Origin of the sequence: Gemmobacter megaterium, assembly GCF_900156815.1 — a bacterium.
Classification (GTDB): domain Bacteria; phylum Pseudomonadota; class Alphaproteobacteria; order Rhodobacterales; family Rhodobacteraceae; genus Wagnerdoeblera; species Wagnerdoeblera megaterium.
Genome location: NZ_FTOT01000005.1, coordinates 262,167 through 275,252, shown reverse-complemented (window position 1 = coordinate 275,252; position 13,086 = coordinate 262,167). Strand labels below are relative to the sequence as shown.

Sequence of the window (13,086 nt, the reverse complement as noted above, 5' to 3'; positions counted from 1 at the left end):
GGGGGTGAGGGAACCCTGACCAGGGCAACATGGTCGGGGTTGCGTGATCTGGAACCTTGTGATCGGCGATGTTACTTGCAAGTATAGTGCCGACGCAATGGTAACACGCGGACCGTTCCAGATGCCCAGATCAGTTCGACCCACGGCGTCGCCCTGGCCGAATTCCGACATGCGCGAGGGCGAGCGCGCGGCCAAGCGCGATGCGGTTCTGCGCACAGCGGCGCGGTTCTTCAACCAGCGCGGTTACCACGCGACTTCGTTGGATGATGTGGCGGCGGCGCTGAACGTGACCAAGCCGACGATCTATCACTACTTCGCCAACAAGGACGAAATCCTTTACGAATGCACCCGTCGCGGGCTGGACGAGATTGCGGCCATCGCCCGCAGCACCGCAGGCCAGAACGGCACCGCCGCCGACCGCCTGCGTCAGATGCTGACTGCCTATGCGCTGATCATGCTGGATGATTTCGGCATCTGCGTGTCGCGCACGCAGGACCATCTGTTGTCGCCGGAAAGCCGCCGGGGCTTTCGGGCGCTCAAGCGCGAGATTGACCTGCTGGTGCGCCAGGTGATCGCCGAAGGCGTGGCAGACGGCTCGCTGGCCGTGCCCGATGTGCGCATGGCGGCCTTTACCGCGGGTGTGGCGCTGAATGGCCTTGGCACATGGTTTCGCCCTGACGGGCCGGTCGGGGCCGAGGAAACTGCCCGCCTGACCGTGGCCGTGCTGATGAATGGCATGTGCCCCCCGCCCCGAACATCGACATCCACGGAGGAGACGACAGAATGAAGATCGCAGGACAGGCCGCAATCGTGACCGGCGGGGCCTCGGGCCTTGGTGGCGCAACGGCCGAGATGCTGGCCAAGGCAGGCGCCAAAGTCACCATCTTTGACATGAACGAGACGCTGGGGGCGGCCAAGGCGGCCGAGATCGGCGGGGCGTTCATCAAGGTCAACGTCACCGATGAATCGGTGGTGGAGGCCGCGATTGCCGAGGCCGAGGGGCTGCACGGCAAAGCGCGCATCCTGGTCAACTGCGCAGGGATCGGACCGCCCGGCAAGGTGATCGGCCGCGATGGCAAGGCGCTGCCGCTGAAGGACTTTACCGACATCGTCAACGTCAACCTGTTTGGCACCTTCAATGTGCTGTCGAAATTTGCCGCCAGCCTGCACACCGCCGACCCGGTGGGCGAAGAGCGCGGCGTGATCGTCAACACCGCCTCGGTTGCGGCCTTTGATGGCCAGATCGGCCAGCCGGCCTATGCGGCTTCCAAGGGTGGTGTCGTGGGCATGACCCTGCCCATCGCACGGGAGTTCGCGCGCTATGGCATCCGGGTCATGACCATCGCGCCGGGACTGTTCCTGACCCCGTTGTTGGCCAGTCTGCCGCAGGACGCGCAGGACAGCCTGGGCCGCCAGGTGCCCTTTCCGTCGCGCCTGGGCGATCCGGCGGAATATGCGCAGCTTGTGGGCGCGATTGTCGAAAACCCGATGCTGAACGGCGAAGTCATCCGCCTGGACGGCGCCATCCGCATGGCCCCGAAATGAGCGCGCTTCTGGAACGGGCGGGCATTTCGGCCCGCGCCCTTGACCTGGCGGACCGGGTCGAGGATTTCGTGCGCGATGTCGTGGTGCCCTTTGAAAAGGATCCGCGGCGCACCAGCCACGGTCCGACCGACGAGATGGTCATGGAGTTGAAGGATCTGGCCCGCAAGGCAGGTGTCCTGACACCGCATATCCTGGCGGATGGCGATCACCTGACCCAGCGGGAAACCGCCGCCGTGCTGATCCGCTCGGGGCTGTCGCCGCTGGGCCCGCTGGCCTGCAACACCGCCGCGCCGGACGAAGGCAACATGTATCTGCTGGGCAAGGTGGGCAGCCCCGAGTTGAAGGCGCGTTTTCTGGACCCGATGGTCAGGGGCGAAAAGCGGTCGGCCTTTCTGATGACGGAACCTGCCGCCGACAACGGCGCCGGATCCGACCCGTCGATGATGCTGACCACCTGCCACCCCGATGGCAACCATTGGGTGATCAACGGGCGCAAGACCTATATCACCGGCGCTGATGGTGCCGGTGTGGGTATCGTCATGGCGAAGTCCGACCAAGGGGCCTGCATGTTCCTGGTGGATCTCCCCGATCCGGCCATACGGATCGAGCGGGTGATGGACACCATCGACAGTTCCATGCCTGGCGGCCATGCGGTGATCTCGATCGAGAATTTGCGCGTACCGGCCGACCAGATGCTGGGACAGAGCGGCGAGGGGTTCCGCTATGCGCAGGTGCGCCTGTCGCCCGCACGGCTCAGCCACTGTATGCGCTGGCTGGGGGCCTGTGTGCGGGCCAACGAGATTGCCGGGGACTATGCCAACCGGCGCATGGCGTTCGGCAAACCGCTGGTGGACCACGAGGGGGTCGGCTTCATGCTGGCCGAAAACCTGATCGACCTCAAACAGGCCGAACTGATGACCTATTGGTGCGCCGATGTGCTGGACACGGGCGTTCTGGGCACTGTCGAAAGCTCGATGGCCAAGGTCGCGGTTTCCGAGGCGCTGATGCGCGTGGCGGATCGCTGCGTGCAGATGATGGGCGGCCAGGGAGTGACGGCAGATACCATCGTGGAACAGGTCTTCCGCGAGATCCGCGCCTTTCGCATCTATGATGGCCCGACAGAGGTCCACAAATGGTCGCTGGCCAAAAAGGTTAAGCGCGACTGGAAAAAGGCCCAACAGGGCTGAACCCCGCTGGCAGGGCCGCATCGCGGCCTCGCCACTACCGGCTCAGCGCAGCGCGTCCAGGCGTGACTCCAACTCGCGCAGGGCCGGGTCGGTGCTGTCCTGTGCGATGCGCAAGCCATGGGCGTCGAAGCAATGCAGATGCTGACGCGGCAGGCCGACCCGCAGCGGCATCCCCGGCGCCAGCCGCGCCGCGCCGGGTTGGCGCAGCACCAGCGGCGCTGAAAGGCCCGCCGCCCCCAGATGCACCAGCGTTTCCGATCCCACGAGTTCCACCGCATCGACGGTGACATGCAGGGCCATCCAGGCGCCGGTGGCATCCGGCAGCAGATGTTCCGGGCGAATGCCGACGACAGAGGTGGTGCCGGGCAACCCGGTCAGATCGGCACCGCTGGCGCGCAGATCCTCGACCGGCAGCAGGTTCATGCCGGGCGCTCCGATAAAGCCGGCCACGAACAGGCTGCGCGGGGTTTCGAACAGGTCCATCGGGCTGCCCACCTGTTCGATGCGCCCTGCATTCATCACGACCAGCTTGTCGGCCATGGTCATGGCTTCCAACTGGTCATGGGTCACGTAGATCGAGGTGGTGGCAAAGCGGCGTTGCAGCCGCCGGATCTCTACCCGCATCTGGCCGCGCAGCCGGGCGTCCAGATTGGACAGCGGCTCGTCAAACAGAAAGGCCTGCGGTTTGCGCACGATGGCGCGGCCCATGGCGACGCGCTGGCGCTGGCCGCCCGACAGGGCCTGTGGCTTGCGGTCAAGGAACGGCTCGATCTCCAGCACGCGGGCGGCCTCGGTCACGCGGGCGTCGATCTCGGCACGGGGGGTGCGGCGGTTCTTCAGCCCGTATTCCAGATTTCCCCGAACGGTCATGTGCGGATAAAGCGCGTAGTTCTGAAACACCATCGCGATATCCCGCTCGGCCGGTTCCAGTTGGTTGACCAGACGGTCCCCGATGCGGATCTCGCCGTCCGTCACGCTTTCCAACCCTGCGATCATCCGCAGCAGGGTGGACTTGCCGCAGCCCGAGGGGCCGACCAGCACGGCCATTTCACCGTCCTCGATGGACAGGTCGATGCCGTGCAGCGTGTCGGCCCTTGCCCCCGGATAAGTCTTGCGCAGGGCGCCGATCTGGATGCGGGCCATGTTATTTCTCCGTCTCGATCAGGCCCTTCACAAAGAGCCTTTGCATGAAGATCACCACCAGAACCGGCGGCAGCATGGCCAGCACCACGGCGGCCATGACGAAATTCCACTGCGGGTCGGCCTCGGCCACCGCGACCATGCGCTTGATGCCCATGACGACGGTGTAGAATTTCGGATCGGTGGTCACGAGGGTAGGCCACAGGTATTGCACCCAGCCATAGATGAACAGGATCACCGACAGCGCAGCGATATTGGTGCGCGACAGGGGCAGCAGGATGTCGCGGAAGAACTTCATCGGACCGGCGCCGTCTATCCGCGCCGCCTCGACCAGTTCGTCCGGCAGCGTCATGAAGAACTGGCGGAACAGGAAGGTGGCGGTGGCCGAGGCGATCAGCGGCAGCGTCAGGCCAACCCAGCTGTTCAGCAGCCCGAAATCCGCAACCACCTTGAAGGTCGGCAGGATGCGCACCTCGACCGGCAGCATCAGGGTGATGAAGATCAGCCAGAAACACACCACCCGCAGCGGAAAGCGGAACCACACGATCGCATAAGCCGATGTCAGCGAGATGGCGATCTTTCCCGCCGTGATCAGCACTGCCATGATCGTGGAATTGATCAGCATCCGCCACAATGGCTCGGATCCGGCCCCGCGCATCCCCGAGCCAAGGACCGTGCTGTAATTGTCCCAGCCGTGCCCGCCTGGCAGCAGCGGCATATGCCCGGTGGCAAAGCTGCCTGCCGGATGGGTAGAGGCCACAAGGGCGACCCAGACCGGAAAGGCGACGATGGCCACCCCCAGGATCAGGACAGCATGGGTCAGGATGTCCAGCCAGCGGCGGTTCTCGATCATCAGTATTGCACCTTGCGTTCGACATAGCGGAACTGGACAAAGGTCAGCGCGACCACGATCAGCATCAGCACGACCGACTGTGCCGAGGACGATCCAAGGTTCAGCCCCAGAAACCCGTCGGCATACACCTTGTAGACCAGAATGTTGGTGGCCCCCGCCGGCCCGCCCGATGTGGTGGCGTCGATGATGGCGAACGTGTCGAACATGGCATAGTTGATGTTGACGATCAGCAAGAAGAAGGTCGTGGGCGAGATCAGGGGCAGCACGATGTCACGCATCCGCTGGAACGGCCCGGCGCCGTCGATGGCTGCGGCCTCGATCAGCGATTTCGGCACCGATTGCAGCGCGGCCAGAAAGAACAGAAAGTTGTAAGATACGTGCTTCCACGCGGCGGCGATCACGATCAGTGTCATCGCCTGACCGCCGTTCACCCGATGATTCCAACTGATGCCAAAGCCGGACAGCATGTAGGGCAACAGGCCGATGGTGGGATTGAACAGAAACCACCACAGCACCCCCGCAACCACCGGCGCGACCGCATAGGGCCAGACCAGCAGCGTGGTGTAGAACCGTGATCCGCGCAGCACCCGATTGGCGGCCAGCGCCAGAACCAGTGCCGAGATCATCGAGAGCGCAGTGACCGAAACGGCAAAGACGGCCGTACGGCCTGCCGCCGCCACCCATTCGCCGCTGTCGAACAGGCGGGTATAATTCGCCAGCCCGACGAAGGTGGTGTTCAGCCCGAACGGATCCTCGCGCCGGAAGGATGTCCAGATCGCTTGCGCGGATGGCCACAGGAAAAAGATCGCCGTGACAATCAGTTGCGGGCCGATCAGCAGCCAGGGCAGGCCCTTGTTCGGAAAGATCGTGCGTTTGGTCTGCATGGGGCATCCGGCAATGCAGCCGGGGCACGCGCGGCTGGCGCGTGCCCCGGATGGGAAGGATCGGGTTACTTGTTGGCGGCTTCGAAGTCGCGCAGGATCGCGTTGCCACGGGTCACGGCGCTGTCCAACGCGGCCTTGGCGGTTTTCTGGCCACCCAGAAGCGCCTCGAACTCGCTGTCGATCACGTCGCGCACTTGGGTCAGGTTGCCAAAGCGCAGGCCCTTGGAATTCACGCTGGGCGTGCCACGGGTGATCTGCTGGATCGCCACGTCCGACCCTGGGTTCGCGGCATAATAGCCTTGCGTCATGCCCAGATCGTAGGTAGCGTTGGTGATCGGCAGATAGCCGGTCGCCTGGTGCCAGTCGGCCTGCACTTCGGCCGAGGACAGGTAGTCAAAGAACGCCGCGACGCCCTTGTATTCCGCGTCCTTGCGACCGTTCAGCACCCACAGCGTCGCGCCACCGATGATCGAGTTTTTCGGCTCGGCGATCATGTCGTCATAATAGGGCAGCGGTGCAAAGCCGACCTGAAAATCCTTGGCGTTGTTGATCACGCCGGCGCGGCTTGCCGAGGAGTTCATGTAGATCGCGCATTCCTGCGTGTAGAATTTCGGCGGGGCGTCATTGCCGCCCACCGGGCCGCCATACTGGAACAGGCCCGCATCGGCCCATTTCTTCAGGTTGTCCCAATGCTTGACCTGAACGTCGCCGTTGAAGGTGAATTCGGTGTCCAGACCGGCAAAACCGTTTTCCCTGGTGCCATAGGCGGCATCGTGGATGGCCGACAGGTTTTCCAGTTGAACCCAGCTGATCCAGCCCGAGGTAAAGCCGCATTTCGCCGCGCCCGAGTCGACGATCTTTTGCGAGAAGGCTTCCACCTCTGCCCAGGTTTTCGGCGCGATTTCCGGGTCAAGTCCGGCTTTGGCGAACACGTCCTTGTTGTAGTACATGATCGGGGTTGAGGAATTGAACGGCAGCGACAGAACGTTGCCTTCGGGGTCCGAATAATACCCGACGACCGGCCCCAGATATTCCGAGGTGTCGAAGGATTTGCCCTGATCGGCCATCAGCTTGTACACCGGATAGACCGCGCCCTTGGCGGCCATCATGGTGCCGGTGCCCACCTCGAACACCTGCACGATGGCAGGCTGTTCCTTGGCGCGGAACGCGGCGATGGCGGCTGTCAGGGTCTCGGGGTAGCTGCCCTTGTAGACCGGGACGATCTTGTAGTCGGCCTGCGTCTCGTTGAAGCTGGCAGCGATCTGTTCCAGCTTGGCGCCCAGTTCGCCGCCCATGGCGTGCCACCACTGCACCTCTGTCTGGGCCAGGGCGGGACCGCTCAGCGCGGCGGTTGCCAGCAGTGCTCCAATCAGATGTCTTGTCATGTCGTGCTCCATCGCGAATGCCGGACCGCCTGACCGGATGGGTCGGGCGCATGTTGGCGGACGCTAGGGCGCGTGTGTGGCAGTTCGGCAAAGCCCGTGTGAATGTATTGCGACAGAAGGGGTTAACCTTTCGTCAACCATTCCGCCTTACCCGTTAACCATTGGGTGTGGAGCAGGGAATGGTGGCCAAGACCTTCACCGTGGCCTTCGAGGGGGTCGAGGCCCGCCTGGTCGAGGTGCAATGTGCCGTCGTGCCGGGAATGCCGTCGTTCGGGGTGGTTGGCCTGCCCGACAAGGCGGTGTCCGAAGCGCGCGAACGGGTCAAGGCTGCGCTGAATGCCATGGCCATTGCCTTGCCGTCGAAACGGGTAACCATCAACCTGTCGCCTGCGGATCTGCCGAAAGAGGGGTCGCATTTCGACCTGGCCATCGCACTGGCGCTGTTGGCCGAACTCGACATCGTGCCGAAAGAGGCGGCCGAGGGCACCGTGGCGCTGGGGGAGCTGGCGTTGGACGGGCGGTTGGTGCCGGTGCTGGGGGCGTTGCCCGCGGCGCTCGCTGCGGCGGCGGCAGACAAGACCATGATCTGCCCCCGCGCCTGCGGAGCCGAGGCGGCCTGGGTCACGGCGGCGCATGTCCTTGGCGCCGACACGCTGGCCGAGGTGTTGCGCCATTTCACCGGCCAGATCGTCTTGCCCGTTGCCACGGCAGGCGAGGTGGCGATCCCGGCCAGCGCGCGCGACCTGCGTGACGTGAAGGGGCAGGAACGCGCCAAACGTGCGCTGGAAATCGCAGCGGCGGGTCGGCATCATCTGATGATGGTGGGATCGCCGGGGTCGGGAAAATCCATGCTCGCGGCGCGGTTGCCGGGTATCCTGCCGCCGCTGACCCCGATGGAGGCGCTTGAAACCTCGATGATCCACTCCTTGGCGGGCTTGCTGTCGGAAGGGGGGATCAGCCGGACGCGACCGTTCCGCGAACCGCATCATACCGCGTCGATGGCCGCCATCATCGGTGGCGGGCGGGGCGCAAAGCCCGGCGAAGTGTCTCTTGCGCACAACGGGGTGCTGTTTCTGGACGAATTGCCAGAGTTTCCGCGCCCGGTTCTGGAAACGCTGCGCCAACCGATCGAATCCGGTGATGTGATGGTGGCACGCGCGAATGCCCATGTGCGCTACCCCTGCCGGTTTCTGCTGGTGGCTGCGGCGAACCCCTGCCGCTGCGGCCACCTGGCCGACGCCGCCCGCGCCTGTTCGCGTGCGCCGGGCTGCGGCGAGGACTATCTCGGCCGGATTTCCGGCCCGCTGATAGATCGGTTCGACCTGCGGCTGGAGGTGCCGCCGGTTGCCTTTTCGGATCTGGAACTGCCCGCGTCGGGCGATACCTCGGCCATGGTTGCGGCGCGGGTGGCGGCGGCGCGTCTGCGTCAGATGCATCGCTACGAGGCGCATCCCGGTGTGCGGGGCAATGCGGATGCCGAAGGCGCGTTGCTGGAACAGGTCGCGGCCCCGGATGCCGAAGGCAAGGCCCTGCTGGTGCGGGTGGCCGAACGGTTCAGACTGTCGGCGCGCGGGTATCACCGTGTCCTGCGGGTGGCACGCACCATTGCGGATCTGGACGCCTCTGCGGATGTCCGCCTGCCACATGTGGCAGAGGCGGTCGGCTACCGGCTGGCAATCGAAACACCTGCGTGATCGGCCGCAAACCGCGCCGCAGTCCAGAGCGCGCGCCGCGCCTCGGGCAGCCAGCCATCGAACATCTGCCAGACGTGAGGCGCGCGCGCCCATTCCTCCAGCGTGACCATGGCGCCCGCCTTGTGCAGATGCTCCGCCATGCGCCGGGCATCATCCAGCAGAATCTCGTCGCTGCCGACCTGGATCAGCACAGGGGGCGGCGCGTCGAAGACCGCATGAAGCGGCGAAATGCGCGGGTCGTCAGGGCGCAGATCCCCCAGAACGTGACGGCGCGCCTCCTCGATCCGATGTACAGGCAGCAACGGATCTGCCGCGCCGTTGCGGTGCAGACTATCCCCCGACAATGTCATATCCGCCCAGGGGGAAAAGACGATACAACACGCCGGACGCAGGCCGCGCGCGCAAAGATCGGCCAGCAACGCCAACGCCAATCCGCCACCGGCGCTGTCTCCGCCCAACACGATCCGCGACGGCGGCCAACCCTGAGCGACCAGTTGCCCATGGGCCGCCCGTACATCCTCGAAGGCCGCCGGCGCAGGATGTTCCGGCGCCTTGCGATAGTCTGGCGCCAGCACTGCAAGCCGCGACAGGCGCGACAGGCGGCCCAGCATCGTCGCATGGGTGCCGGGCCCCCCGACGATATAGGCGCCGCCATGACACCACAGGATCACCGCCCGCTCGTCAACCGGGCCAGCGGTGATCCGGTCCATGCCGCCGATGTGCAGCCGCAATAGATGCGGCGGTTCCGGCAGGTGCCGGGCCAGGTGCCGGAACTGCTGGCGGGCCTGCACGGGCGTTGCGACGCGGGACATCCGCCGCTTCGCCCCCCAGCGCAGCCCGAGCCGAAGCAGCTCCAACCGCAAGCTCACCGCTGGGCGGCCCGTCTGCGCTCGATCGCCTGCCAGATCAGGGCGGCGGTGTTCGTGCCGTCGAACCGCTCCAGTTCCTGGATGCCGGTGGGCGAGGTGACGTTGATCTCGGTCAGCCAGTCGCCGATCACGTCGATGCCGACAAAAACCTGCCCCTTGTCGCGCAACAACGGGCCGATACGCGCGCAGATTTCACGATCCCGATCGGTCAGGCCGACCGGCTCCGGGCGGCCGCCGACATGCATGTTCGACCGTGTCTCGCCTGCCTGAGGAACCCGGTTGATTGCGCCCACCGCCTCGCCATCGACAAGTATCACCCGCTTGTCGCCCTTGGAGACTGCGGGCAGGAATTTCTGCACGATCATCGGCTCGCGGCTCATCCCCGTGAAAAGCTCGTACAGCGATGAAAGATTGCGGTCGTTCTCGTCCAGACGGAAAACCCCGGCGCCGCCATTGCCATAAAGCGGCTTCAGGATGATGTCGCCATGCTTCTGCTTGAAGCCACGAATGGTCGCAAGATCACGTGCGATGGTGGTCGGCGGGGTCAGATCCGGGAATTGCAGCACCAGAAGTTTTTCGGGGCTGTTGCGCACCCAGAACGGATCATTCACCACGAGCGTCTTGGGGTGGATCATCTCCAGAATGTGCGTCGTGGTGATATAGCCCATGTCGAACGGCGGATCCTGGCGCAGCCAGACCACGTCGAAGTCGCCGAGATCAACCTCTGTTTCGGGGCCGAATGTCACATGGTCGCCCTTGACGCGGCGCAATTCGATCGGCCAGCCCCGCGCGGTAACGCGACCTTCGGAAAACGCCAGCCTGTCGGGCGTGTAGTAGAACAGGGAATGCCCCCGCTCCTGCGCCTCCAGTCCGATGCGGAACGTGCTGTCCGCGTCGATGTTGACCGATCCGATCGGATCCATCTGCAAGGCTACCTTCATCGTTCCCTCCGCAATGCGCCTGCACCTAGATGGTCCAGCGCAGGGCGTGATGCAAGGCAGGCTCAGGCAGCATACGCATTCTCGCGGATTTCGATCCGGCCCAGTGAATCGACCAGGGCGACATCAAACCGGACATCGGTCAGTGAGCCGCGCGGCTCGCCGTCAAGAAACTCGGACGCAGCCGCCCAGATTCGCGCCACCTGACGAGGGCGCAGGCGTTCCGCCGCGCGGGCGTGGGTGCTGGATTTCTTCACCTCGATGAATATAACGGTCTCGCCCTCTCTTGCGATCAGGTCGATCTCACCCCACTGGCCGCGCCAGCGCCGTGCTGCAATCCGGCGCCCCGATGCTGCATAGTGGCGTTCAACGGAGCCTTCGGCTGCCACGCCTGAAAGATATCCGACCAGTCCGCTCATTCCAGTCACTCCCGTTCGGCCAGCTTCAGGGCCATCTGGTACAGGTCACGCCGGGCGAGGCCAAAACGCAGGGCGACTTCGGCCGCCACATCCTTGACCCGTGCCCCCGGCAAGGCCAAGGCATTGCGCAGCGCTTGTTCAACATCGTCCTGCGATGGGGTCGCCACGACCCCACGGTCGATCACAAGCACGATTTCCCCCTTCAGCTCCTGATCTGCGAAACGCTCGGCAAGTTCTTCCAGTGTGCCGCGCGTCACCTCCTCGAATCGCTTCGTGAGTTCGCGGCACAGGGCGGCTTCCCGTGTCGTGCCCAGACTATTGCGCAATTCCCCTAATGTTCTGCTAACGCGTTTCGGGCTTTCATAGATCACGAGGGTCGCCGGGATGGTGGAAAGTTCTGCCATCCAGCTCCGGCGGGCGCCCGCGCCTGTCGGCGGAAAGCCGGCGAACAGAAAGCGGTCCGTCGGCAGGCCGGCAACGGTCAGCGCCGCCAGGACAGCGGAGGGGCCGGGCGCCGCCAGCACGCGGTGGCCTGCGTCCATGACGGCTCTGGCCAGCTTCATTCCGGGGTCCGCGACAAGGGGCGTGCCTGCCTCGGAGGCATAGGCGACCGATTTACCCTCTGCCAGCGCCGCAAGGATGCGCGGGCGGGCCGCATCGCCGTTGTGATCGTGATAGGGGATCATCACCCGCCCCGCGACCGGGATGCCATGGATCTCCATCAGATGGCGCAGGGTGCGGGTGTCCTCGGCGGCCAGAACATCGGCCGAGGCCAGAATATCCAGCGCGCGCAGGGTGATATCGCGGGCAGCCCCGATCGGCGTTGCGATCATGTGCAGTCCCGGCTCGGGTTTGCGGGCACCGGCTCTGGTCGGCGGAATGTCGTCGCTCATCTTGTCCTTCCGGTCGTGGCAAGTTTACTTCGCAGCCGGAAGCGCCTAGGGTCCGGGTACCGACCGCATCACTTCGGGGGAGTATGAATGATCGCTGTTTTGCATCGTGCCCGCAAGTCGTTGGGCAGATTTGGCCTTGCCCTGACCGCGCTGGCCCTGGCGGCTTGCGACCCTGTCGGCATGACCTCCACCGGCCCGGCGATTGATACCAGCGCCCCGGTTCCTGTCGCATTGATGGTTCCGGGGGCTTCGGGACAGCAGACCGACCAGTTGCTGGCGCAGTCCCTGGAGAATGCGGCCCGGCTTGCAATTGCGGATCTTGGTGGCGTCGCCATCGACTTGCGGGTCTATCAGACCTCTGGGCAGGCTGCCGAAGCCGGGGCCATTGCGCAACGCGCCGTTGCCGATGGTGCGCGGGTGATTCTTGGGCCCGTTTTCGCGCAGGAAGCGAATGCCACAGGCGTTGCGGTCGCGGCACAAGGCGTCAATGTTCTCAGCTTCTCGAACAATACCGACATTGCCGGGGCAAATGTTTTCGTCCTTGGCCCGACCTTCGACAATACTGCCAGCCGGCTGGTGCGCTATGCCGCCGCGCAGGGCCAGAGGCGTGTGATGATCGTGCATGAGCGGACCCCGGCGGGCGAAGCCGGGCGTGCCGCGATCGCGCGTGCGGTGTCCGGTACCGGCTCGACGCTGGTCTCGACCATGGGCTATGCCTTTGGTCAGAACGAGGTCATCCAGGCCGCGCCGCAGATCGTTGCGAATGCACGGGCCACAGGCGCCGATGCGCTGTTCTTTACCGCTGATACCGCCGGTTCGCTGCCGTTGATGACGCAGATGCTGCGGGATCAGGGGCTTTCACCGGATCAGGCGCGCTATCTGGGCCTGACCCGCTGGGACATTCCGCAGGCCACGCTTGCCTTGCCGGGCGTTCAGGGCGGCTGGTTCGCACTGCCCGATCCGGCATTGTACCAGGCATTCCAGGCGCGCTATCAGGCGGCCTATGGGTCTGCGCCGCACCCGATTGCCGGGCTGGCCTATGATGGCATCGCGGCTGTCGGTGCGCTGATCCGGTCGGGACGCAGCGATGCGCTGACCACGGCGTCGCTGACGCAATCGGCCGGGTTTGCCGGGGTCGGCGGCGTGTTCCGGCTGAAGTCCGACGGGACCAATGAACGGGCGCTGGCGGTGGCCGAGATTCGCAACAGACAGGTGGTCGTGATTGATCCTGCCCAAAGAAGCTTCGGCGGTTCCGGGTTCTGAACCCCGGCCCCCGCTT

The 13,086-nt window shown here is 64.9% G+C and carries 13 protein-coding genes; 5 read left to right on the top strand and 8 right to left on the bottom strand.

From position 1 onward, the window contains the following. The first annotated feature begins 121 nt into the window (after positions 1 to 121). The 3 genes from BW970_RS13570 to BW970_RS13560 are packed head-to-tail and all read left to right on the top strand — an operon-like array spanning position 122 to position 2,732. Positions 122 to 787, top strand: coding sequence for a TetR/AcrR family transcriptional regulator (locus BW970_RS13570; protein ID WP_076532218.1), 666 nt, complete (start codon positions 122 to 124; stop codon positions 785 to 787). Next, the gene (locus tag BW970_RS13565; RefSeq protein ID WP_076532217.1) at positions 784 to 1,545 is read left to right on the top strand and encodes an SDR family NAD(P)-dependent oxidoreductase; all 762 of its coding nucleotides are present in this window, start codon (positions 784 to 786) and stop codon (positions 1,543 to 1,545) included. Before BW970_RS13570 ends, BW970_RS13565 begins: the two co-directional genes overlap by 4 nt. Continuing rightward, positions 1,542 to 2,732, top strand: a complete 1,191-nt coding sequence (locus BW970_RS13560; protein WP_076532212.1) for an acyl-CoA dehydrogenase family protein — start codon at positions 1,542 to 1,544, stop codon at positions 2,730 to 2,732. Before BW970_RS13565 ends, BW970_RS13560 begins: the two co-directional genes overlap by 4 nt. A 42-nt stretch (positions 2,733 to 2,774) precedes the next feature. On the opposite strand, the gene ugpC is transcribed toward BW970_RS13560, so the two are convergent. From ugpC to ugpB, 4 genes are all read right to left on the bottom strand, one after another. Beyond that, positions 2,775 to 3,875, bottom strand: coding sequence for a sn-glycerol-3-phosphate ABC transporter ATP-binding protein UgpC (gene ugpC, locus BW970_RS13555; protein ID WP_076532210.1), 1,101 nt, complete (start codon positions 3,873 to 3,875; stop codon positions 2,775 to 2,777). 1 nt (position 3,876) lies between these two features. Then, entirely contained in the window at positions 3,877 to 4,725 is an 849-nt protein-coding gene (gene ugpE, locus BW970_RS13550; protein WP_076532208.1) for a sn-glycerol-3-phosphate ABC transporter permease UgpE, read from the bottom strand. After that, positions 4,725 to 5,609, bottom strand: a complete 885-nt coding sequence (gene ugpA / locus BW970_RS13545) for a sn-glycerol-3-phosphate ABC transporter permease UgpA (protein WP_076532206.1) — start codon at positions 5,607 to 5,609, stop codon at positions 4,725 to 4,727. Before ugpA ends, ugpE begins: the two co-directional genes overlap by 1 nt. A gap of 65 nt (positions 5,610 to 5,674) precedes the next feature. Then, complete coding sequence (ugpB, locus tag BW970_RS13540) at positions 5,675 to 6,994, bottom strand: sn-glycerol-3-phosphate ABC transporter substrate-binding protein UgpB (protein ID WP_076532204.1); 1,320 nt, start codon at positions 6,992 to 6,994, stop codon at positions 5,675 to 5,677. A gap of 179 nt (positions 6,995 to 7,173) precedes the next feature. On the opposite strand from ugpB, the gene BW970_RS13535 reads away from it, so the two are divergent. Beyond that, a complete protein-coding gene (locus BW970_RS13535) occupies positions 7,174 to 8,688 on the top strand; it encodes a YifB family Mg chelatase-like AAA ATPase (protein WP_076532202.1) in 1,515 nt (504 codons plus the stop codon). On the opposite strand, the gene BW970_RS13530 is transcribed toward BW970_RS13535, so the two are convergent. The 4 genes from BW970_RS13530 to rsmI form a co-directional block, all read right to left on the bottom strand. Continuing rightward, the gene (locus tag BW970_RS13530; RefSeq protein ID WP_229740512.1) at positions 8,658 to 9,500 is read right to left on the bottom strand and encodes an alpha/beta hydrolase fold domain-containing protein; all 843 of its coding nucleotides are present in this window, start codon (positions 9,498 to 9,500) and stop codon (positions 8,658 to 8,660) included. The two genes, BW970_RS13535 and BW970_RS13530, sit on opposite strands and share 31 nt — an antisense overlap. A gap of 53 nt (positions 9,501 to 9,553) precedes the next feature. Next, positions 9,554 to 10,498, bottom strand: a complete 945-nt coding sequence (gene gshB, locus BW970_RS13525) for a glutathione synthase (RefSeq protein WP_076532198.1) — start codon at positions 10,496 to 10,498, stop codon at positions 9,554 to 9,556. A gap of 62 nt (positions 10,499 to 10,560) precedes the next feature. Beyond that, positions 10,561 to 10,914: a YraN family protein gene (locus tag BW970_RS13520; protein WP_076532196.1), complete on the bottom strand. Its 354-nt coding sequence runs from the start codon at positions 10,912 to 10,914 to the stop codon at positions 10,561 to 10,563. Between the two features lie 5 nt (positions 10,915 to 10,919). Continuing rightward, positions 10,920 to 11,807 (bottom strand): 16S rRNA (cytidine(1402)-2'-O)-methyltransferase, encoded by an 888-nt coding sequence (rsmI, locus tag BW970_RS13515; RefSeq protein WP_076532194.1) that lies wholly within the window; start codon positions 11,805 to 11,807, stop codon positions 10,920 to 10,922. A gap of 87 nt (positions 11,808 to 11,894) precedes the next feature. On the opposite strand from rsmI, the gene BW970_RS13510 reads away from it, so the two are divergent. Continuing rightward, a complete protein-coding gene (locus BW970_RS13510; RefSeq protein ID WP_076532192.1) occupies positions 11,895 to 13,070 on the top strand; it encodes a penicillin-binding protein activator in 1,176 nt (391 codons plus the stop codon). Positions 13,071 to 13,086 lie beyond the last annotated feature (16 nt).